This window comes from Pseudomonas sp. E1MeOHC2 (genome assembly GCF_058745025.1).
This window is the reverse complement of record NZ_CP196675.1, coordinates 2,134,679-2,154,919: the sequence shown is the minus strand read 5'-3', so window position 1 is coordinate 2,154,919 and position 20,241 is coordinate 2,134,679. Positions and strand designations below refer to the sequence as shown.

Annotated in this window: 19 protein-coding genes; 18 read left to right on the top strand and 1 reads right to left on the bottom strand. The window is 62.8% G+C overall.

Features of this window, described 5'->3' with window-relative positions; translation table 11 throughout:
• Positions 1-41: 41 nt before the first annotated feature.
• The 18 genes from ACSSU5_RS09585 (at position 42) to ACSSU5_RS09500 (ending at position 17,719) form a co-directional block, all read left to right on the top strand.
• The gene (locus ACSSU5_RS09585) at positions 42-1,130 is read left to right on the top strand and encodes an efflux RND transporter periplasmic adaptor subunit (RefSeq protein WP_264311107.1); all 1,089 of its coding nucleotides are present in this window, start codon (positions 42-44) and stop codon (positions 1,128-1,130) included.
• Positions 1,127-2,194, top strand: coding sequence for an efflux RND transporter periplasmic adaptor subunit (locus ACSSU5_RS09580; protein ID WP_492561071.1), 1,068 nt, complete (start codon positions 1,127-1,129; stop codon positions 2,192-2,194). The genes ACSSU5_RS09585 and ACSSU5_RS09580 overlap by 4 nt, the downstream gene beginning before the upstream one ends.
• The gene (locus ACSSU5_RS09575) at positions 2,191-5,253 is read left to right on the top strand and encodes an efflux RND transporter permease subunit (protein WP_492561070.1); all 3,063 of its coding nucleotides are present in this window, start codon (positions 2,191-2,193) and stop codon (positions 5,251-5,253) included. The genes ACSSU5_RS09580 and ACSSU5_RS09575 overlap by 4 nt, the downstream gene beginning before the upstream one ends.
• Positions 5,254-5,447: 194 nt before the next feature.
• Positions 5,448-5,630: a sulfur starvation response protein OscA gene (gene oscA / locus ACSSU5_RS09570; protein WP_264311110.1), complete on the top strand. Its 183-nt coding sequence runs from the start codon at positions 5,448-5,450 to the stop codon at positions 5,628-5,630.
• Positions 5,631-5,678: 48 nt separating this feature from the next.
• Positions 5,679-6,686, top strand: coding sequence for a sulfate ABC transporter substrate-binding protein (locus ACSSU5_RS09565; RefSeq protein ID WP_264311111.1), 1,008 nt, complete (start codon positions 5,679-5,681; stop codon positions 6,684-6,686).
• Positions 6,687-6,872: 186 nt separating this feature from the next.
• The gene (gene cysT / locus ACSSU5_RS09560) at positions 6,873-7,691 is read left to right on the top strand and encodes a sulfate ABC transporter permease subunit CysT (RefSeq protein WP_186665492.1); all 819 of its coding nucleotides are present in this window, start codon (positions 6,873-6,875) and stop codon (positions 7,689-7,691) included.
• A 12-nt stretch (positions 7,692-7,703) separates the two neighbouring features.
• A complete protein-coding gene (gene cysW, locus ACSSU5_RS09555; RefSeq protein ID WP_264311112.1) occupies positions 7,704-8,576 on the top strand; it encodes a sulfate ABC transporter permease subunit CysW in 873 nt (290 codons plus the stop codon).
• Between the two features lie 3 nt (positions 8,577-8,579).
• The gene (locus tag ACSSU5_RS09550; protein ID WP_264311113.1) at positions 8,580-9,569 is read left to right on the top strand and encodes a sulfate/molybdate ABC transporter ATP-binding protein; all 990 of its coding nucleotides are present in this window, start codon (positions 8,580-8,582) and stop codon (positions 9,567-9,569) included.
• Between the two features lie 345 nt (positions 9,570-9,914).
• Positions 9,915-10,715 carry an energy transducer TonB gene (locus ACSSU5_RS09545; RefSeq protein ID WP_264311114.1) on the top strand — a complete coding sequence of 267 codons (801 nt, stop codon included), beginning with the start codon at positions 9,915-9,917 and terminating at the stop codon, positions 10,713-10,715.
• A gap of 40 nt (positions 10,716-10,755) precedes the next feature.
• Positions 10,756-11,478, top strand: coding sequence for a MotA/TolQ/ExbB proton channel family protein (locus ACSSU5_RS09540; protein ID WP_099430730.1), 723 nt, complete (start codon positions 10,756-10,758; stop codon positions 11,476-11,478).
• Between the two features lies 1 nt (position 11,479).
• On the top strand, positions 11,480-11,881 hold the full coding sequence (locus tag ACSSU5_RS09535) for an ExbD/TolR family protein (protein WP_027592267.1): 402 nt from the start codon (positions 11,480-11,482) through the stop codon (positions 11,879-11,881).
• Between the two features lie 224 nt (positions 11,882-12,105).
• Positions 12,106-12,687: an alpha/beta hydrolase gene (locus ACSSU5_RS09530; RefSeq protein WP_264311115.1), complete on the top strand. Its 582-nt coding sequence runs from the start codon at positions 12,106-12,108 to the stop codon at positions 12,685-12,687.
• 64 nt (positions 12,688-12,751) lie between these two features.
• A complete protein-coding gene (locus tag ACSSU5_RS09525) occupies positions 12,752-13,582 on the top strand; it encodes a sigma 54-interacting transcriptional regulator (RefSeq protein ID WP_264311116.1) in 831 nt (276 codons plus the stop codon).
• 176 nt (positions 13,583-13,758) lie between these two features.
• Complete coding sequence (locus ACSSU5_RS09520; protein ID WP_264311117.1) at positions 13,759-14,544, top strand: MetQ/NlpA family ABC transporter substrate-binding protein; 786 nt, start codon at positions 13,759-13,761, stop codon at positions 14,542-14,544.
• A 230-nt stretch (positions 14,545-14,774) separates the two neighbouring features.
• Positions 14,775-15,440 carry an amino acid ABC transporter permease gene (locus ACSSU5_RS09515; RefSeq protein ID WP_264314001.1) on the top strand — a complete coding sequence of 222 codons (666 nt, stop codon included), beginning with the start codon at positions 14,775-14,777 and terminating at the stop codon, positions 15,438-15,440.
• Positions 15,421-16,080: an amino acid ABC transporter permease gene (locus tag ACSSU5_RS09510; RefSeq protein WP_492561069.1), complete on the top strand. Its 660-nt coding sequence runs from the start codon at positions 15,421-15,423 to the stop codon at positions 16,078-16,080. Before ACSSU5_RS09515 ends, ACSSU5_RS09510 begins: the two co-directional genes overlap by 20 nt.
• Positions 16,077-16,850: an amino acid ABC transporter ATP-binding protein gene (locus ACSSU5_RS09505; protein ID WP_264311119.1), complete on the top strand. Its 774-nt coding sequence runs from the start codon at positions 16,077-16,079 to the stop codon at positions 16,848-16,850. The genes ACSSU5_RS09510 and ACSSU5_RS09505 overlap by 4 nt, the downstream gene beginning before the upstream one ends.
• Complete coding sequence (locus tag ACSSU5_RS09500; protein WP_264311120.1) at positions 16,847-17,719, top strand: transporter substrate-binding domain-containing protein; 873 nt, start codon at positions 16,847-16,849, stop codon at positions 17,717-17,719. Before ACSSU5_RS09505 ends, ACSSU5_RS09500 begins: the two co-directional genes overlap by 4 nt.
• A gap of 102 nt (positions 17,720-17,821) precedes the next feature.
• On the opposite strand, the gene ACSSU5_RS09495 is transcribed toward ACSSU5_RS09500, so the two are convergent.
• Positions 17,822-20,185, bottom strand: coding sequence for a penicillin acylase family protein (locus tag ACSSU5_RS09495; protein ID WP_492561068.1), 2,364 nt, complete (start codon positions 20,183-20,185; stop codon positions 17,822-17,824).
• Between the last annotated feature and the right edge of the window lie 56 nt (positions 20,186-20,241).

Genomic DNA, 20,241 nt, shown 5'->3' with positions numbered 1-20,241 from the left:
CGCATTCCTCGAACCATTTTGCGCGCAAGCAAGGAGCCCGCATGACGTTGAGGCGTCTTCAGTCGGCCGTTTGCCTAGGGTTGCTGTTTATGTTGTCGGGGTGCGAGAAGGAAGTCTCGAGCCCGGAACTGCCCAGGGTTGGCGTGTTGCAAGTACAACCCACCGATTTCGCGGCCAGGGTCACTCTGACCGGCGACGTGCAGGCGCGGGTGCAAACCGATTTGTCGTTCCGTGTGGGCGGCAAGATCATCTCGCGCAGCGTCGATGTGGGCGATCACGTCAAGGCCAACCAGGTGCTGGCACGGCTGGACCCGAAAGACCTGCAGAACAACGTCGATTCGGCCAAGGCAGAAGTGTTCGCCGCCCAGGCGCGCGTGACGCAGACGGCTGCGGCCTTCGTGCGTCAGCAAAAACTCTTACCCAAGGGCTACACCAGCCAGAGCGAGTACGACTCCGCCGAAGCCGCGCTGCGCAGCAACCAGAGCGCGCTCAAAGCCGCGCAGGCGCAGTTGGCCAACGCCAATGAACAGTTGAGCTACACCGCGCTGGTGTCCGAGGCCGCCGGCGTGATCACCGAGCGCCAGGCCGAAGTCGGGCAAGTGGTGCAGGCGACCATGCCGATCTTCGGCTTGGCCGCCGATGGCGACCGCGATGCGGTGTTCAACGTCTATGAATCGTTGCTGGTGGCGCCGCCAAGCGATGCCGGGGTGATCGTGAAGCTGCTCGATGACCCCAAGGTGCAGGCGCAAGGGTTTGTTCGCGAAGTGACGCCGACTGTTTCGGCCCAAAGTGGCACGGTGCAGGTCAAGGTCGGCCTGCGTGACGTGCCGCCCGGCATGCAGTTGGGCTCGCCAGTAACGGCCACTGCCAATACCCAAGGGCGCTCCAGCATCGAGCTGCCCTGGTCGGCCTTGACCAAGGCCCTGCATGAGCCCGCCGTATGGGTCGTGGGTGAGGGTGACAAGGTCGAACTGCGCAAGGTTGACGTCGCGCGCTACCTCACCGGCAAGGTCGTGGTCGCCAGCGGCATCAAAGGCGGCGAAATCGTCGTCGTCAATGGCGGGCAGTTGCTGCACCCGGGCATGCAGGTGGAAAAAATCGATCAGAAGGCCGGGGGGGATGCGCCATGAAGCGTTTGCTGCTGATGCTCCCGGTCGGGCTGCTGCTCGTTGCCTGCAGCAGTGAAGAGAAGGTCGTAGAGCCTGTACGGCCGGTGCTTTCGATGAAGGTCGAGCCGCAGGTGCAAGCGCAACTCGGGCGCTTTGCAGGCAGCATTCAGGCGCGCTTCGAGAGCACCTTGGGCTTTCGCGTGTCCGGGCGTATCGCGCGGCGCTGGCTCGATGTGGGCGCCCAGGTAAAGCCAGGCGACACGTTGGCCACCCTCGACCCCACCGACCAGCAGAACCAGTTGCGCGCCGCTGAAGGCGATCTGGCCAAGGTTCAGGCGCAATGGATAAACGCCCAGGCCGACGCGCGCCGCCAGCAGCAGCTGTACGACCGCGGTGTCGGCGCCCAGGCCCAGTTGGACATTGCCCAGACCAACCTGAAAACCACCGGTGCGGCGCTGGAGCAGGCACGCTCGGCGCTTAGCCAAGCGCGTGACCAACTCGACTACAGCACCCTGCGCACCGACCACGCGGCAGTGATCACTGCCTGGCAGGCCGAAGCCGGGCAAACGGTAACGGCGGGCCAGGCGGTCGTCACCCTGGCCCGGCCAGACGTTAAGGAAGCTGTTATCGACCTGCCGATCGGCCTGGCCGAGCAACTCGACAAGGGCCTCACCTTCACCGTGGCCTCGCAGCTCGACCCAAGCATCAACACCACGGCCTCGTTGCGCGAGCTGGAGCCGCAAGCTGACGCCACCACGCGCACCCGGCGCGCACGCCTGACCCTGGCCAGCACGCCAGCGGCCTTCCACCTTGGCACCGCGATCAGCGTGAGCCTGAGCTCGGCGGTCACGCCGCGCAGTGAACTGCCACTGAGCGCCTTGCTCGAACGCGACGGCAAGACCCAGGTGTGGGTGATCGACACGCAGCAGAAAACCGTGGCGACCCGGGATGTGGCCTTGATCGACCGCACCAGCGAGCACATCGTCCTCGCCTCCGGGGTACAGCCAGGCGAGCGCGTGGTGACTGCCGGCGTTAACAGCCTCAAGCCTGGCCAGAAGGTCACCTTCGACGAGGATGCGCAATGAAAGGAAGCTTCAACCTGTCCGAATGGGCACTCAAGCATCAATCGTTCGTCTGGTACCTGATGTTCGTCGGCTTGCTGATGGGGATCTTCTCGTACTTCAACCTTGGCCGTGAAGAAGACCCGTCGTTCACCATCAAGACCATGGTCATCCAGACCCGCTGGCCCGGTGCAACCCAGGACGAGACGCTGTACCAGGTCACCGACCGCATCGAGAAGAAGCTCGAAGAGCTGGACTCGCTCGACTACACCAAAAGCTACACCCGCCCTGGCGAGTCCACTGTCTACGTCTATTTGCGCGACACCACCAAGGCCAAGGACATCCCGGACATCTGGTACCAGGTGCGCAAGAAGATCCAGGACATCCGCGGCCAGTTCCCCGAGGGCATCCAAGGCCCGGCGTTCAACGACGAATTCGGTGATGTATTCGGTTCGATCTACGCCTTTACCTCCGATGGCCTGACCTTGCGGCAACTGCGTGACTACGTGGAACAGGCCCGTGCTGAAGTGCGCGAAGTGCCCAACATCGGCAAGATCGAGTTGGTCGGCACCCAAGATGAAGTGCTGTACCTGAACTTCTCCACCCGCAAACTGGCGGCCCTGGGCATTGACCAGCGTCAGGTCATGCAGGCGTTGCAATCGCAGAACGCGGTAACGCCGGCAGGGGTGATCGAAGCGGGGCCTGAGCGTATTTCGGTACGCACCACCGGGCAGTTCGCGTCGGAAAAGGACCTGGAAACCGTCAACCTGAGGATCAACGACCGCTTCTTCCGCCTTGCCGACATTGCCGATATCGAGCGCGGCTACGTCGACCCGCCATCACCGATGTTCCGCTACAACGGCCAGACCGCCATTGGCCTTGCCATCGGTATGAAGGCGGGCGGTAACATCCAGGTGTTCGGCGCTGCGCTGAAGAAGAAAATGGACAGCGTGATCACCGACCTGCCGGTGGGGGTGGGGGTGCACACCGTGTCCGACCAGGCGGTGGTGGTCAAACAAGCCGTGGGCGGCTTTACCAGTGCGCTGTTCGAGGCGGTGGTGATCGTGCTGGCGGTGAGCTTCGTCAGCCTCGGCGTGCGTGCCGGGCTGGTGGTGGCCTGCTCGATCCCGCTGGTACTGGCCATGGTCTTCGTGTTCATGGAGTACAGCGGCATCACCATGCAACGGATCTCGCTGGGCGCCTTGATCATCGCCCTGGGCCTGTTGGTGGACGATGCGATGATCACCGTGGAGGTGATGGTCACGCGCCTGGAAATGGGCGAGAGCAAGGAGCACGCCGCGACCTTCGCCTACACCTCGACGGCGTTCCCGATGCTGACCGGTACCCTGGTGACCGTGGCCGGCTTCGTGCCGATCGGGCTCAACGCCAGCTCGGCAGGCGAGTATACCTACACCCTGTTTGCGGTGATCGCCGTGGCGCTGATCGTGTCGTGGGTGGTGGCGGTGTTCTTCGCCCCGGTGCTGGGCGTGCATATTCTCAGCAGCAAGGTCAAACCGCACGAGGCCGAGCCTGGGCGAATCGGCAAGGCATTCGAGGGCGGCCTGCTGTGGTGCATGCGCAATCGCTGGCTGACCATCATCGGCACGGTGTTGCTGTTCGCGCTGGCGATTTTCTGCGAGCGGTTCGTGCAGAACCAGTTCTTCCCTTCATCCGACCGGCCAGAAATTCTCGTCGACCTCAACCTGCCGCAGAACGCCTCCATCGAGGAGACGCGCAAGGTGGTTGACCGGCTGGAGGCCAGGATCAAGGACGACCCCGACCTGGTGCGCTGGAGTACATACATCGGCCAGGGCGCGATCCGCTTCTACCTGCCCCTCGACCAGCAGTTGCAGAACCCGTACTACGCCCAGCTGGTGATCGTCAGCAAAGGCTTCGAAGAACGTCAGGGCATGATGGATCGCTTGCAGAAACTGCTGCGTGAAGAGTTCGTCGGTATCGGCACCAACGTGCAATCGCTGGAGATGGGCCCGCCCGTGGGGCGGCCGATCCAGTACCGGGTCAGCGGCCAGGACATCGACCAGGTGCGCAAGCACGCCATCGAGCTGGCCACGTTGCTCGACGCCAACGAGCACATCGGCGAGATGATCTACGACTGGAACGAGCCGGGTAAGGTGCTGCGTATCGAGATTGCCCAGGACAAGGCGCGCCAGCTGGGGTTGTCGTCCGAAGATGTGGCCAACGTGATGAACAGCATCGTCACCGGCGTACCCATTACCCAGGTCAACGACAACATCTACCTGGTCAACGTGGTCGCCCGCGCCGAGGACAGCGAGCGGGGTTCGCCCGACACTTTGCAGAACCTGCAGATCGTCAGCCCCAATGGCACCTCGATACCGCTGTTGGCGTTCGCCACGGTGCGTTACGAGCTGGAGCAGCCGCTGGTCTGGCGGCGTGATCGCAAGCCGACCATCACCATCAAGGCGTCGGTCAATGGCGACATCCAGCCCACCGACCTGGTGGCCCAGCTCAAGCCCAAGATCGACGAATTTGCCAGCAAACTGCCGGTCGGTTTCGAGGTGGCGACCGGCGGTACGGTGGAGGAGAGCGCCAAGGCCCAGGGGCCGATCCGCAAGGTTATCCCGCTGATGCTGTTCCTTATGGCGACTTTCCTGATGATCCAGCTGCACAGCGTGCAGAAGCTGTTCCTGGTGGTCAGCGTGGCGCCGTTGGGGTTGATCGGTGTGGTACTGGCACTGGTACCAACGGGCACGCCGATGGGCTTTGTGGCGATTCTCGGGATTCTGGCCCTGGCCGGTATCATCATTCGCAACTCGGTGATTCTGGTGACCCAGATCGACGAGTTCGAAGCCCAGGGGCTGTCGCCGTGGGATGCGGTGGTGGAGGCCACCAACCACCGGCGGCGGCCGATCTTGCTGACGGCGGCAGCAGCCAGCCTGGGCATGATCCCGATTGCCCGAGAGGTGTTCTGGGGGCCGATGGCCTACGCCATGATTGGCGGGATCATCGTGGCCACCTTGCTGACGCTGCTGTTCCTGCCGGCCTTGTATGTGGCCTGGTACAAAATCCGCGAGCCTGAACACAGTAGCAAAACCCAACACTGAACCCTGTGGGAGCGGGCAAGCCCGCTCCCACAGAGGCCTTTTGTCGCCTACAAAATCTCGGCTTGATTTTGGTTATATAAACATTCTTAAACAGTATTTTTAAGAATATCCGCGCCTCACTACTATTGCCCTCAAGCCAGGCGCAAATCCCCTTCAAACCTCTGCCCGGCACCCTCACTCCAAGGAGAACGAGCATGAGTGCATCTCTGCGTAGCATCGACGGTCAGGACGAAGCCACCATTCTGCGTGAGATCCAGAGCGCCCTGCGCGATCTGCGTTTCGGTGCGGTGGAGATTACCGTGCACAACGCTCAGGTCGTACAGATCGAGCGCAAGGAGAAGTTCCGCCTGCAACAGCCCGGCCACAAGCCCGGCTGATCGCGCCACACTTTTAAAACTAGAAAAATGCCAATCGGGAGCTTCACCATGTCCATCCGCCGTTATGCGCTTGCCGCTCTGGCCAGTGCTGTTTTTGCCGGTTCCGCAATCGCCAAGGACTACGAACTGCTGAACGTGTCCTACGACCCGACTCGTGAGTTGTATCAACAGTACAACGCCGAATTCATCAAGCACTGGCAGCAGTCCCACCCGGACGACAAGGTGAAGATCCAGCAATCCCACGGTGGCTCGGGCAAACAGGGCCGCGCGGTGATCGATGGCCTGCGCGCCGACGTGGTGACCCTGGCCCTGGCCGGCGACATCGACGAAATCGCCAAGCTCGGCAAGACCCTGCCGGACAACTGGCAGACCCGCCTGCCGGACGCTAGCACCCCGTACACCTCGACCATCGTGTTCCTGGTGCGCAAGGGCAACCCGAAAGGCATCAAGGACTGGGGCGACCTGATCAAGAAAGACGTCTCGGTCATTACCCCGAACCCGAAAACCTCAGGCGGTGCGCGCTGGAACTTCCTCGCCGCCTGGGCCTACGGCCTGAAGACCGGCGGTAGCGAAGACAAGGCCAAAGCCTACGTGCAGGAGCTGTTCAAGCACGTACCGGTGCTCGATACCGGCGCCCGTGGCTCGACCATCACCTTCGTCAACAACGGCCAGGGCGATGTCCTGCTGGCCTGGGAAAACGAAGCCTTCCTGGCGCTGAAGGAAGACGGTGGCGCAGACAAGTTCGACATCGTCGTGCCGTCGCTGTCGATCCTGGCCGAGCCACCGGTGGCCGTGGTCGACAAGAACGCCGAGAAGAAGGGCAATACCGCGATTGCCACCGAATACCTCAAGTACCTGTACAGCCCGGCTGGCCAGAAAATCGCCGCCGAGAACTTCTACCGGCCACGTGACGAGAAAGTGGCTGCCGAATTTGGCAAGCAATTCCCGAAACTGGACCTGGTAACCATCGACAAGGACTTCGGTGGCTGGAAGACTGCACAACCTAAGTTCTTCAATGATGGTGGTGTGTTCGACCAGATCTATCAGGCACAGTAAGCGGTTATGGAAAAGCGGGGCCGCTGTGCGGCCCATTCGCGGCACAAGGCCGCTCCCACAAGGAACCGGGCTCCCCTGTGGGAGCGGCCTTGTGCCGCGAATGGGCTGCAAAGCAGCCCCAAGATTCAGAAGCCTGCACCGGCCTGGGATTGATCCCGGGCTTCGTGCGTTCAACCAGGGATATTTATGTCACGTCGCATTTCCCCCGTCATACCCGGCTTCGGGCTGACGCTGGGCTACACCTTGGTGTACCTCAGCCTGATTGTGCTGATACCGCTGGCGGCCATGTTCATCCATGCCTCGCAGCTGACCTGGGAGCAGTTCTGGAACATCATCAGTGCGCCGCGGGTGATCGCCGCGCTCAAGCTGAGTTTCGGCACTGCCCTGTTCGCCGCCATCATCAATGGCGTGATCGGCACGCTGTTGGCCTGGGTGCTGGTGCGCTACACCTTCCCCGGCCGCAAGATCATCGACGCGATGATCGACCTGCCATTCGCCTTGCCTACCGCCGTTGCCGGTATCGCCCTGACCGCCCTGTACGCCCCGGCGGGTTGGGTTGGCCAGTTTGCTACCGACCTGGGCTTCAAGATCGCCTACACACCGCTGGGCATCACCTTGGCGCTGACCTTCGTCACGCTGCCGTTCGTGGTGCGCACGGTGCAGCCGGTATTGGCCGATATCCCGCGTGAAGTCGAAGAGGCCGCCGCCTGCCTGGGCGCGAAACCGCTGCAGGTGTTCCGCCACGTGCTGGCGCCCGCGCTGCTGCCCGCCTGGCTGACCGGCTTTGCCCTGGCCTTCGCCCGTGGGGTGGGTGAATATGGTTCGGTGATCTTCATTGCTGGCAACATGCCGATGAAGACCGAAATCCTGCCGCTGCTGATCATGGTCAAGCTCGACCAGTACGACTACACCGGCGCGACCGCCATCGGCGTGCTGATGCTGGTGGTTTCCTTCATCCTGCTGCTGCTGATCAACCTGCTGCAGCGCCGCATCGAAACCCCTTGAAGGAGGCCGGCTATGTCTAGTTCATCCCTGAGCGCTACCGCCGCCGCCAATGCAGCCCGCCGTGGCAGCGCCACGTCGCGGCGCATCCTGATCGGCCTTGGCTGGCTGGTGTTCGCGTTGTTCCTGCTGTTGCCGCTGGTGATCGTGGTATCGCAGGCCCTGAAAAACGGTTTTGGTACCTTCTTCGAGGCGATCTTCGAGCCCGACGCCTTGTCGGCGCTCAAGCTCACCCTGTTTGCCGTGGCCATTTCGGTGCCGCTGAACCTGGTATTTGGCGTCAGCGCGGCGTGGTGCGTGAGCAAGTACACCTTCCGTGGCAAGAGCATCCTGGTCACCCTGATCGACCTGCCGTTTTCGGTCTCGCCGGTGATCGCGGGCCTGGTCTACGTGCTGATGTTCGGCGCGCAAGGCCTGTTCGGCCCCTGGCTGCAGGACCATGACATCCAGATTGTGTTCGCGCTGCCCGGCATTGTCCTGGCGACCATCTTCGTCACCGTGCCGTTCGTGGCCCGTGAACTGATCCCGCTGATGCAGGAGCAGGGCACCCAGGAAGAAGAGGCCGCGCGCCTGCTGGGCGCCAATGGCTGGCAGATGTTTTGGCATGTGACCCTGCCCAACATCAAATGGGGCCTGATCTACGGCGTGGTGCTGTGTACGGCGCGGGCGATGGGTGAGTTCGGCGCGGTGTCGGTGGTGTCCGGGCATATTCGCGGCGTCACCAACACCTTGCCGCTGCACGTGGAGATCCTCTACAACGAGTACAACCACGTCGCGGCCTTCAGCGTGGCCAGCCTGTTGCTGATCCTGGCGCTCTTCATCCTGCTGCTCAAGCAGTGGAGCGAGAACCGTATTAACCGCCTGCGCCAAAGCGCTGCGGAGGAATAATTCATGTCGATCGAAGTTCGTAACGTCAGCAAGCGCTTCAACAGCTTCCAGGCCCTGGACAACATCAACCTGGATATCCACAGCGGTGAGCTGGTGGCGTTGCTCGGCCCATCCGGCTGCGGCAAGACCACCCTGCTGCGCATCATTGCCGGCCTGGAAACGCCGGATGACGGCACTATCGTGTTCCATGGCGAGGACGTGTCCGGCCACGACGTGCGTGATCGCAATGTCGGCTTCGTGTTCCAGCACTACGCGCTGTTCCGCCACATGAGCGTGTTCGACAACGTCGCCTTCGGCCTGCGCATGAAGCCCAAGGGCGAGCGCCCGAGCGAGAGCAAGATTGCCGAAAAAGTGCATGAGTTGCTGAACATGGTGCAGCTCGACTGGCTCTCCGACCGCTACCCCGAACAGCTCTCCGGTGGCCAGCGCCAGCGTATCGCCCTGGCTCGCGCCCTGGCGGTGGAGCCCAAGGTGCTGCTGCTCGACGAGCCGTTCGGTGCCCTGGATGCCAAGGTGCGTAAAGAGCTGCGTCGCTGGCTGGCGCGCCTGCACGAAGATATCAACCTGACCTCGGTGTTTGTGACCCATGACCAGGAAGAGGCCATGGAAGTCGCGGACCGTATCGTGGTGATGAACAAAGGCGTGATCGAGCAGATCGGCTCGCCGGGTGAGGTGTACGAGCAGCCGGCCAACGATTTTGTCTACCACTTCCTGGGCGACTCCAACCGCCTGGCTTTGAGCGAAGGGCACCACGTGCTGTTCCGCCCGCACGAAGTGTCGCTGTCGCGCCATGAGACCGAGGGCCACCATGCCGCCGAGGTGCGCGACATTCGCCCGCTGGGCGCGACGACCCGTGTGACCTTGAAGGTAGAAGGGCAGAGCGAGCTGATCGAGGCGGAGGTGGTCAAGGACCATGACAGCCTGACTGGCCTGGCGCGGGGCGAGACATTGTTCTTCCGGCCGAAGGTTTGGCAGAAGGTGGCGGATATCTAATCTGCCTTTGAAGATGAAGAGCCCGGGCCCTGTCCCGGGTTTTTTATTGCCTGGTGGATTGCCGGGGCTGCACCGAGATTCCCTGTAGGAGCAGCCTTGTGCTGCGCATCGAGGGCGCAGCCCTCGCAGCAATCTCATGCCTTGCGCGAATATTTTGCATGCCCATAAAGCATCGCTAATCGCCGTCCCGCCCACAGCCCGCGAAATCCGTGGCTTTCACACGACCGCTCGAAAACAATATTCAATTAAGTTCTAACCATAATTTTAAACATTACTTTAAGAGATAAGCCTCTGGCCCCGATGATTCAGCCACACACCTGAATCGAGACCCCAGGAGTTTGATCAATGGGTAATGTCCAGACGGCCGTCAGAGCTTACGACCAGCCATGGCGCCCGGCCCCCGGCGACCTGGTCGAGCTTGGACGCACGCTTCGTCTTCCGCTTGGCCAGCAGCGCCTGCAACGCACGCCTGCCAGCGGCCTGAAGCGCCGCGACAAGCTGGCGTTGGCGTTGCTGGTACTGGCGCTGCACGGCGCCGCCGCCTACTGGGTCAGCCAGGCGCCGACGCCCGAGCTGCCCGTGGTGCCGCCGCAAGTGCCACCCATGACCATCGAGTTCGCTGCCCCTGCGCCGCCCGTGGTCGAGCCGCCACCGCCCGCACCCGCGCCGCCGGTGGTCGAGCCACCGCCGCCGCCACCGGTCGTCGACGAACTGGCCGCCAAGCCCAAGCCCAAGCCAAAACCGGTCCCTAAACCTGTGGTCAAGCAGCCGCCCAAACCGCAGCCAAAACCGGTCGAGGCGCCACCACCGGCCCCGGTGGCAGCCCCGGCGCCACCAGCCCCTGCGCCACCCGCGCCGGCACCGGTGACGCCAGCTTCAGCCAACGCCGCGTATCTCAAGAACCCGGCGCCGGAGTATCCGCAGATGGCTCAGCGGCGCGGCTGGGAAGGCACTGTGCTGCTGCGCGTCGAGGTACTGCCCAGTGGTAAGCCGGGCCAGATCCAGATCCAGAAAAGCAGCGGCCGCGATGCCCTGGACGCCGCCGCGCTGGCCGCGGTCAAGCGCTGGAGCTTCGTCCCTGCCAAGCAAGGCGACGTGGCCCAGACCGGCTGGGTCAGCGTGCCGATCGACTTCAAGCTTCGCTAACGCATTTCACAGAATCAGCAGAACATAGGAAGACATCATCATGAGCCTGTTGGCATCCCCCCTCGAATCCGTTGAAAGCGCAGTCATCTGGCTGCTGGTCGGTTTCTCCGTTGTCACCTGGGGCCTGGCCCTGGTCAAGGTCGTGCAGTTCGTGCGGCTGAAGAACCAGGACAAGCGCTTCCACCAGCAGTTCTGGGCAGCCTCCAGCCTGGACTCGGCTGCCGAGATCAGCCATGAACTGCCTGGCCCAGCGGCCCGCGTCGCGCAGTCCGGCTATGCCGCCATTGCCGTCGGCGATACCACCCAGGCCAACGACCTGAGCCACGCCATCAATCACCAGGACCGCCTCGAACGTGCCCTGCGCCAGCAGATCGTGCGCGAGCGACGTTCGCTGGAAACCGGCCTGGCCGTGGTTGCCAGTATCGGCAGCACCTCGCCCTTCATCGGTTTGTTCGGCACCGTGTGGGGCATTATGGAAGCGCTCAAGGGCATCAGTGCGGCAGGGTCCGCCAGCCTCGAAACCGTGGCCGGGCCTATCGGCGCGGCGCTGGTGGCCACGGGTGTGGGTATTGCTGTCGCAGTGCCTGCGGTGCTGGTCTACAACTACTTCCTGCGTCGCCTCAAGCTGACCGCAGCTGACCTGGACGACTTCGCCCATGACTTCTACAGCCTGGCGCAGAAGAGTGCCTTCCGGGTACTGGTGCACCCCGCTGTGCACAAAGCCCAGGCCGGTTTCACCCAGCCAGTGAAGGAGGCGTCCTGATATGGCCTTTTCGACCCAGGACAGCGACGAAGTCCTCAGTGAAATCAACGTCACGCCGTTGGTGGACGTCATGCTGGTGCTGCTGGTGGTGTTCATCGTCACCGCGCCACTGCTGACCAATGCCATCCCCATCAACCTGCCCAAGACCGAGGCAGTGGCACCGGTGGAGCAGAAAGACCCGCTGGTGGTGAGCATCGACGGTGCCGGCAAGTTGTTCATCAACAAGGACGAGATCCAGCCGGACCTGCTGGAGACCAACCTCAAGGCGGCCAAGGCCAAGGACGCGGAAGTCCGTGTGCAGCTGCAGGCCGATGATGGCGTGAACTACGGCGAAGTGGCGCGGGCCATGGCGGCCATCGAACGCGCGGGTATCAGCAAGCTGGCGGTGATTACCGCGCGCTGACTCGGCAAGAGCTTTTCAAACCTCTTCAGGCAAGTGACTCTCTTTGAGAGCTTATGGGCCACATCTCTTGGCAGGGGTTGGCCCTTTTTTTTGCCTGCACGATGCCTACCGTCGGCAAGCGGTGAACGCTTTTGGTTATTAATAAATAGCTTCTTATTCCTTTACGAATATAACTCCCTCCTTATACTGGTCTCCAAGCACGCAAACTTACTGGAGGCGTCCCCATGCGCAATGAGTCGATTCGTTACCTGATTGTGCCGGGCTGGCAAGGATCGCCAGACAACCATTGGCAGAGTCACTGGCAGCGTACCTTGCCCAACAGCGCCCGGGTCGAGCAGCACGACTGGCTGACCCCGCAACGGCGCGATTGGGTGCAGGCCCTGGAGCAGGCGATTGCCGCCGAACCCTCGCCGGTGATTCTCATCGCTCACAGCCTGGGCTGCGTCACCGTCGCCCACTGGGCCGCCGAGGCCAGCCCGGCGATGCTGCGCCAGGTGCGTGGCGCGTTGCTGGTGGCGCCTGCGGATGTCGAGCGGCCAACCTGCGCGCCGGCGCTTCGCAACTTTGCGCCGATCCCGATGCAGGCGCTGCCGTTCCCAAGCCAGGTGGTCAGCTCTGACAACGACCCGGCTGTGAGCGTGCCGCGCGCATTGCACCTGGCCCAGGCCTGGGGTGCTGAAGCGGGCTTGCTGACCAACGCCGGGCACATCAACGTCAAGTCCGGGCACGAGCGCTGGGAGCAAGGCTTCGCCTATCTGTATCGCTTGCAGAGCCGGGTCGAACAGCGCGCACTGCGCCGCGCCTGATCGCCCCCTACTGATTCCGTTAGCCTGACGCCCGGCCTCCGAAGGCCTGGGGCGGGAGTTTGTCATGACTTTTCAAAACCCGTTTGGCCAGCCGCTGCTGACCTTTCCCGAGCTGGACAAGAGCCCGCTGAGCATTCGTGCCAAGGCCCTGGTGTTCATCGACCCGCGTTCGCAGCAGCTACGTGCAGACCTCGAACGCCTGGCGCCGCAGCCACTGCCGGTGCTGATCCGTGGCGAGACCGGCACCGGCAAGGAGTTGCTGGCGCGCCAGATTCACCGCGCCAGTGATCGCAGTGGGCTGTTTGTGTCGGTCAACTGCGCGGCCATCAGCCCTACCTACGCCGATGCCGAGTTGTTCGGCTACAGCGCTGGTACCCACGGCGGTACCGCCAGCAGCCGCGCCGGCTGGTTCGGTTCGGCCAACGGCGGCACGCTGTACCTGGACGAGATTGCCGACTTGCCGCTGGAGATCCAGGGCAAGCTGCTGGCCGCACTGGAAAACCGCGAAGTGACGCGCGTTGGCGCGCAGCAGCCTCAGCCTGTGGATGTGCGCCTGGTGGCTGCGACCAGCATCGATCTGGCGCGGGTGGTGAAGGCTGGCAGGTTCAATGAGCGCTTGTACCAGTACTTGCGCGAGGGCGCGCTGGAACTGCCCCCGTTGCGCGAGCGTCGGGGCGATATCCTGCCGTTGGCCGAGTACTTTGTGGGTATCTACACCGCCCGCCTGCAGCGCTCGGTGCCGCTGATCAGCGACGCGGCCCAGCAGGTGCTGGAAGCCCATGCCTGGCCCGGCAACACCCGCGAGCTGGAGAACGTCATCCACTTCGCCCTGCTGGTGAATGACAGCGAGGAGATCCAGCCGGAGGACCTCGATCTGGGCAACCCTACGCGCTAGACAGCACTCATAAGCAAAGGCGGTAATGGCAGTTTGTTTTTGGAATAAGCAGCGAATTAAAAGATATTGTTGCGGCATAAGAAATCTCGGTATTGTCCGTCTCACGCCCACCCGACATGGGGCAGGGCACCCGACTTCGCCATCGCCGATGGCCCAGATTCAGAATAAGGACCACCATGAAGAAGACCCTGCTGACCACCGCCCTGGCCGCTGCCCTGTCGCTCGCTGGCCTGGCCAATGCCGCTGAAAAACTGGTGGTTGCCGCCACGCCGGTTCCCCATGCCGAGATCCTTGAGCTGATCAAGCCGACCCTGGCCAAGGAAGGCGTGGACCTGCAGATCAAGGTCTTCACCGACTACGTGCAGCCGAACGTGCAGGTCGACCAGAAGCGCCTGGACGCCAACTACTTCCAGACCCTGCCGTACCTGCAGAACTTCAATGAAGGCAAAGGCACCCACCTGGAAACCGTGGTTGGCGTACACGTCGAACCGTTCGGTGGCTACTCGAAGAAGGTCAAGAGCCTGAGCGAGCTTAAAGAAGGCGCCACCGTTGCCATCCCTAACGAAGGCAGCAACAGCGGCCGCGCCTTGCTGCTGCTGCAGAAGGCTGGCCTGATCACCCTGAAAGACCCGAAAAACGCCCTGGCCACACCGAAAGACATCGCCGAGAACCCGAAAAAACTGAAGTTCCGCGAGCTTGAATCGGCCATGCTGCCGCGTGTGCTGGACCAGGTTGACCTGGACATGATCAACACCAACTACGCCCTGGAAGCTGGCCTGAACCCAGCCAAGGACGCGCTGGTGATCGAAGGCGCCGACTCGCCGTACGTGAACTTCCTGGTTGCCCGCCCGGACAACAAGGACAGCGATGCCATCCAGAAGCTGGCCAAGGCCCTGACCAGCCCGGAAGTGAAAGCATTTATCGCCAAGAAATACAGCGGTGCTGTGCTGCCGGCCTTCTGATCCGGTCGCAGCCCCGAGCCTGAAAACGCCGACGCCATTGCGTCGGCGTTTTTGTTTGTGCCCGTGATGCGATCCCCTGTAGGCGCGGCCTTGCGTCGCGAAAGGGGTGCGCCTACAAGGGCGGTGTTAGTCCGTAATATTGATATTCCATAAAGATATTTATTGAAAGTTTTTTATATCATTACAGTCTAGACATCGTGCTCCTCGCACACCGCATGACTGTTCTACCCATGACCTTCGACATCCCCTTCATCCTCAGCACCCTGCCGGCGTTTTTCAAGGCCGTGGGCGTGACCTTGCAGGTAGGCCTGATCGCCATCGCCACCTCGCTGCTGGTCGCCCTGCTCAACGCCACCATCCTGGTGCTGCGCACCCCTTACCTGTCGCGCCTGGTCAAAGGCTACGTCGAGCTGGCGCGTAATACCCCGCTGTTGATCCAGCTGTTCTTCGTGTACTTCGCCTTGCCCAGCCTGGGCCTGAAGATTTCCGGTTTCACTGCAGCCATCATCACCATGACGTTCATGGGGGGGGCTTACCTGACCGAGGTGTTGCGTGCTGGTGTCGAGGCAGTGCCGCGCGCTCAGCTGGAGTCCGGGCGCTCCATTGGCCTGTCCGAGGGCCAGTTGCTGCGCCATGTGATCCTGCCCCAGGCCAGCATCCTCAGCCTGCCCGCGTTGTTCGCCAACTTCATTTTCCTGCTCAAGGAAACCACCGTCGTTTCGGCTGTGGCCGTACCTGAGATCCTCTACACCACCAAGAATTACATCGCGCTGTATTACAAAACCTACGAAATGCTCGCCGTGCTGACCCTGCTCTGCGTGCTGTTGTTCCTGCCGTTGTCGTTGCTGCTGCGGTACCTGGAAAGGAGGCTGCAGCATGGCCAATTCGGCTCCTGAACTGTTGCTGGTGTCGCTGCCGCAACTGGCCGGCGGCGCGGCGCAGACCTTGGCAATCTCGGCGTTGGGCATTCTCTTTGCGACCTTGGGCGGTGTGCTGTATGGCGTGCTGGCTACCCTCGGCAACCGGGGCGTGAACATCGTGCTGCAGATCTACCAGGAGCTGTTCCGCGCCATCCCCGTGTTGGTCTGGCTGTACCTGGTGTTCTTTGGCCTGCCGATCTTCTTCGCCCTGAGCATTCCCAGTTTCTGGTGCGCGGTGCTGGTGCTTGGCTTGTGGGGCGCCAGCGAAGTTGGTGAAGTGGTACGCGGCGCGCTGCGTTCGCTGCCGCGTGGCCAGCGTGAAGCCGGGTTGTCGATTGGCCTGTCCGGTTGGCAGCTGTATGGCTACGTGCTGCTGCCCCAGGCACTCAAGCGCATGACCCCGCCGACCATCAACATCTACACGCGGATCATCAAGACCAGCTCGTTGGCCGTGCTCATCGGCGTGGTCGAGGTGATCAAAGCCGGCCAGCAGATCATCGAGCGCACCTACGAATCGGTGCTGATCTACGGCGCGCTGTTCTTGTTCTTCTTCATCATCTGTTATCCGCTGTCCGCCGCTTCGCGCGTGCTGGAACGCCGTTGGGCACACTCATGAGCGCATTGATCGAATTCCAGGGTTTCAACAAGTTCTTTGGTGAGCACCAGGTGCTCAAGGACGTCGACCTCAAGGTGCAAGCCGGCGAGGTGGTGGTGGTGCTGGGGCCGAGCGGTTGCGGCAAGAGTACTTTGCTGCGCTGCTTGAATGGCCTTGAAGAAGCCCACGGTGGCCATCTGCGCCTGGGCGGCCAGGAGCTGCTCGACCCCCGCACCGACTGGCGCCAGGTGCGCCAGCGGGTGGGCATGGTGTTTCAGAGTTATCACCTGTTCGGCCACATGAGCGTGATCGACAACCTGCTGCTCGGCCCGCTCAAGGTGCAAAAGCGCGAGCGTGCCGAAGCCCAGGCCCAGGCCGAAGCGCTGCTGGCGCGGGTGGGCCTGCTGGACAAGCGCGATGCCTACCCCCGGCAGTTGTCCGGCGGCCAGCAGCAACGCATCGCGATCGTCCGGTCGCTGTGCATGAACCCCGAAGTGATGCTGTTCGATGAAGTCACGGCGGCCCTCGACCCAGAAATGGTCAAGGAGGTGCTGCAGGTGATCCAGGGCCTGGCCCGCGACGGCATGACCCTGCTCATCGTCACCCACGAAATGGCCTTCGCCCGCGCGGTGGCCGACCGCATCGTGTTCATGGAGGCCGGCAGGGTCCTTGAACAGAGCGCCCCCGAGAGCTTCTTCACCCGACCGCAGACCGCACGCGCGCAGCAGTTCCTGGAGAAATTCTCCTTTGTAGAAAGCCTGCCGAAGACACTGCACAAGGAACTGTCATGAAAACTGCCAACCTCACCAAACTGCTGGCGCCGCTGTTCGGCCTGGCCTTGCTGGCCGGCTGCAACAAGGCCGAAGAACCCCCAAAACCCGCGGCGGCCTCGCCGGCAACCAGCTACCTGGAAACCATCAAGGCCCGCGACAAACTGATCGTCGGTGTGTTCACCGACAAACCGCCGTTCGGTTTCGTCGATGAAAAGGGGCGCTACGTTGGCTTCGATACCGACATCGGTCGTCGCCTGGCCAAGGACCTGCTGGGCGATGAAAACAAAGTCGAGTTCGTCGCCGTGGAGCCGGCCAGCCGTATTCCGTTCCTGCAGAGTGACAAGGTCGACCTTATCCTGGCCAACATGACCGTCACCCCGGAGCGCAAGGAAGCGGTGGACTTCACCAACCCCAACCTGCGCGTGGCCGTGCAGGCCATCGTCGCCGACGGCAGCGCGGTACAGACGCTCGACGACCTGGCCGACAAGACCATCATCGTTACCACCGGCACCACGGCCGATATCTGGCTGACCAAAAACCACCCGGACTGGAAGCTGCTCAAGTTCGAGAAAAACAGCGAGTCGCTGCAAGCCCTGGCCACTGGCCGTGGCGATGCCTATGCCCAGGACAACCTGATTCTGTTCAGCTGGGCCAAGCAGAACCCAGGCTACCGCGTGTTGCCTGAGCTGCTGGGCGACGAGGCACCGATTGCGCCAGCGGTGAAGAAGGGCAACACCGAGTTGCGCGACTGGGTGAATGCCGAGCTGGCCAAGCTGGGTGAAGAGAAGTTCCTGCTCAAGCTGTATGACCAGTATGTACGCAAGGAACTGAGCGACGACACCAAGCCTGAGAGCGTGATTGTCGAAGGCGGCAAGTGGCAGGGTTGATCGTGTAACGGGGGCCGCTTTGCGGCCCATTCGCGGGGCAAGCCCGCTCCCACAGGCGTGTCGCCAACTGTGGGATCATCCCTGTGGGAGGGGGCTTGCCCCTTACTCAGCCGGCACCAAGCGCAAGGTACTCTGCGCCGGAATCACCCCCAGCTGCGCCCGTTGGTACTGCCCCTCGATATACCCCGCAGCTTGATCCGAATAGTGCTTATCAAACGGCACCCCACTTTGCCCGACCGGATTGCTGGTCAAGGCCTGCCCGGCATCGGCAAAGTCGATCAGCCTGCGCGTCGAGGGCCCATACGTGACCGGCCACGGCGCCGGCCCGATCTTCGCCGACAGATTGTTGGGCACCTCATGCGTGCCCGGTGCGGCGAACGGGCCGACGTTGAACAGCAGGTTCAGCGGCTTTTTCACCCCGAGCGGGTGATTGTGGGTCAGGGTATGGGCCTTGCCCCATTGCCAGCTCGCCGGGTCGCTGCCCAGAGTGTCTCGCAGGTGCTTCACGCTTTTTTGCCAGGCGATGCGCACGACCGCGGTACGGTCGGTGCGTTCGTTCGCCCCACGGGTGCCCCACCACGGTGACTCGGCATCGGCAGCCAGGCGGGGTAGGGCGGCGTCGATGGCGCGGGTGCTGATCAGCACCGGGAACCAGGTGTCGCCCAATTCGTCATGCAGGGCCGCGAACGCCAGTTCATACAGAAACTGGTTGAACAGCGTGGCGCTAATCGAGTCCAGCGGGTAGTCGCCGCCCCAGGCTGCCAGTTGCTCGACCAGCTCTTTCTCCTCGTCACCCTCGGCCACCGAGCGCAGAGTCGCCAGCAGCGGTGCAAGGGTGCGCGGGCCATGGTCAGTGGCGGTGTCCAACTGCAAGGCCTGGCTGTTCTCGGTATCCCACTTCACGTCAGGGCTGGCCAGGTGGCGGTCGAGCTGACGGCCACGGTCCGGCAGGTTGTAGTAGCCCGGCACAGGCACGGCCGAAGGTGGCTGATAGTTGGCCGAAACGATGTAACCGCGTGCCGGGTTTTCTTGCTGCGGGTTGGCACTGAAGGGGTAGAAGCCGAGTTTGTCTGCCTGCGGGCTGGCGCCATCGAGGATGAACGTCGGGTTGACGCCCGCCGGGCGGATCGGCAGCTGTGCGGCGGCCCACCAGCCGATGTCGCCACGGGCGTTGGCCCAGACGAAGTTCAACCCAGGCGCCTGGACCTTGGCGGCAGCCTCGCGCATCTTGCCCAGGGTGTCGGCGCGGTTGAGCTGGTAGAAACCGTCGAGGATCGGGTTTTCGGTTTCCAGAAACGCCCACCACATGGCCACCGGCGTGGTCCCTGCGGTAGCACCCAATACCTCGTTGACGATCGGGCCGTGGGGCGAGCGGCGCAGGCTGACGGTGACGGGCGCCTCGCCTTTGACGGCGATGGTCTGCTCGGTCTGTTCCAAGGTTTGCCAGGTGCCATTGATCATCACCTGGTCGGTGTTTTCGGGGTTGCTCCGTTCGGCGATCAGGTCGACGTCATCGTTCTGGAACATCGTCAGGCTCCAGCCGAAGTCGCGGTTGTGCCCGAGCAGCGCGAAGGGGTTCAGCGCCTGAAAGTAGCCATACAGGTTGAACCCGGGCGCCGACAGCTCGGCCTCGTACCACACCGCCGGTACCGCAAAACTGATGTGCGGGTCACCGGCCAGCAGGGGCTTGCCGCTGCGGGTGCGGCTGCCGGCGACGGCCCAGGCATTGCTGCCTTCGAACTGCGGGATGCCCGCATCGCCCAAGGCGTCGTGGCTAAGCCGGGCAAGTGCCTCCAGGCTGCGCCAGTCGGCGGTTGCCAAGGGGATTGCCACGGCGCCGTTGGGTTGCCAATCGAGGTCGAAGATTTTCAGGTACTGCGGGCCGAGCTGGTCGCGGATGTAGGTGAGCGCGGGCTCGGTGCGAAACGCGGCGGCGAAGCTGTAGGCCAGATAGCCGGCGATGCTCAGGGTGTCCTCGGCGGTGAACGGGCGGGGGGCGATGCCCAGCAGGTCGAACTCGATCGGTTTTGGGTGGCTGGCCTGCCAGCTGTTGATGCCCTCCAGGTAGGCTTGCAGGGCCTGCCAGGCGGGTGATTGGCGGTCCAGCCGCTGCACCATCAGCGCCGCTTGATCGCGGATACGCAGGCTGCGGAAGAGGGTGTCGGTAGGCAAGAGTTTTTCGCCCAGCACCTCGGCCAGCTCACCGCGCGCCAGGCGGCGCATGATCTCCATCTGGAACAACCGGTCCTGGGCGTGCACGTAACCCAGGGCGCGGTACAGGTCCTGTTCGTTCTGTGCCTGCAGGTGCGGTACGCCGCGGCCGTCATAGCGCACGCTGACCGGCGCCTGCAGGCCGGCGATCGCCACGTCGCCCTCGCGTTGTGGCAGCTTGCCGTGCACGTACCAGTAACCGGCGCCAGCGGCCACGGCGGTTACCACGGCCAACAGGGTCAGGCTGCGCTTCATCGAGACTCCTTGTGCATTCGAGCGAAAACTGTGGTCCGATCATCGACGGATTCGCG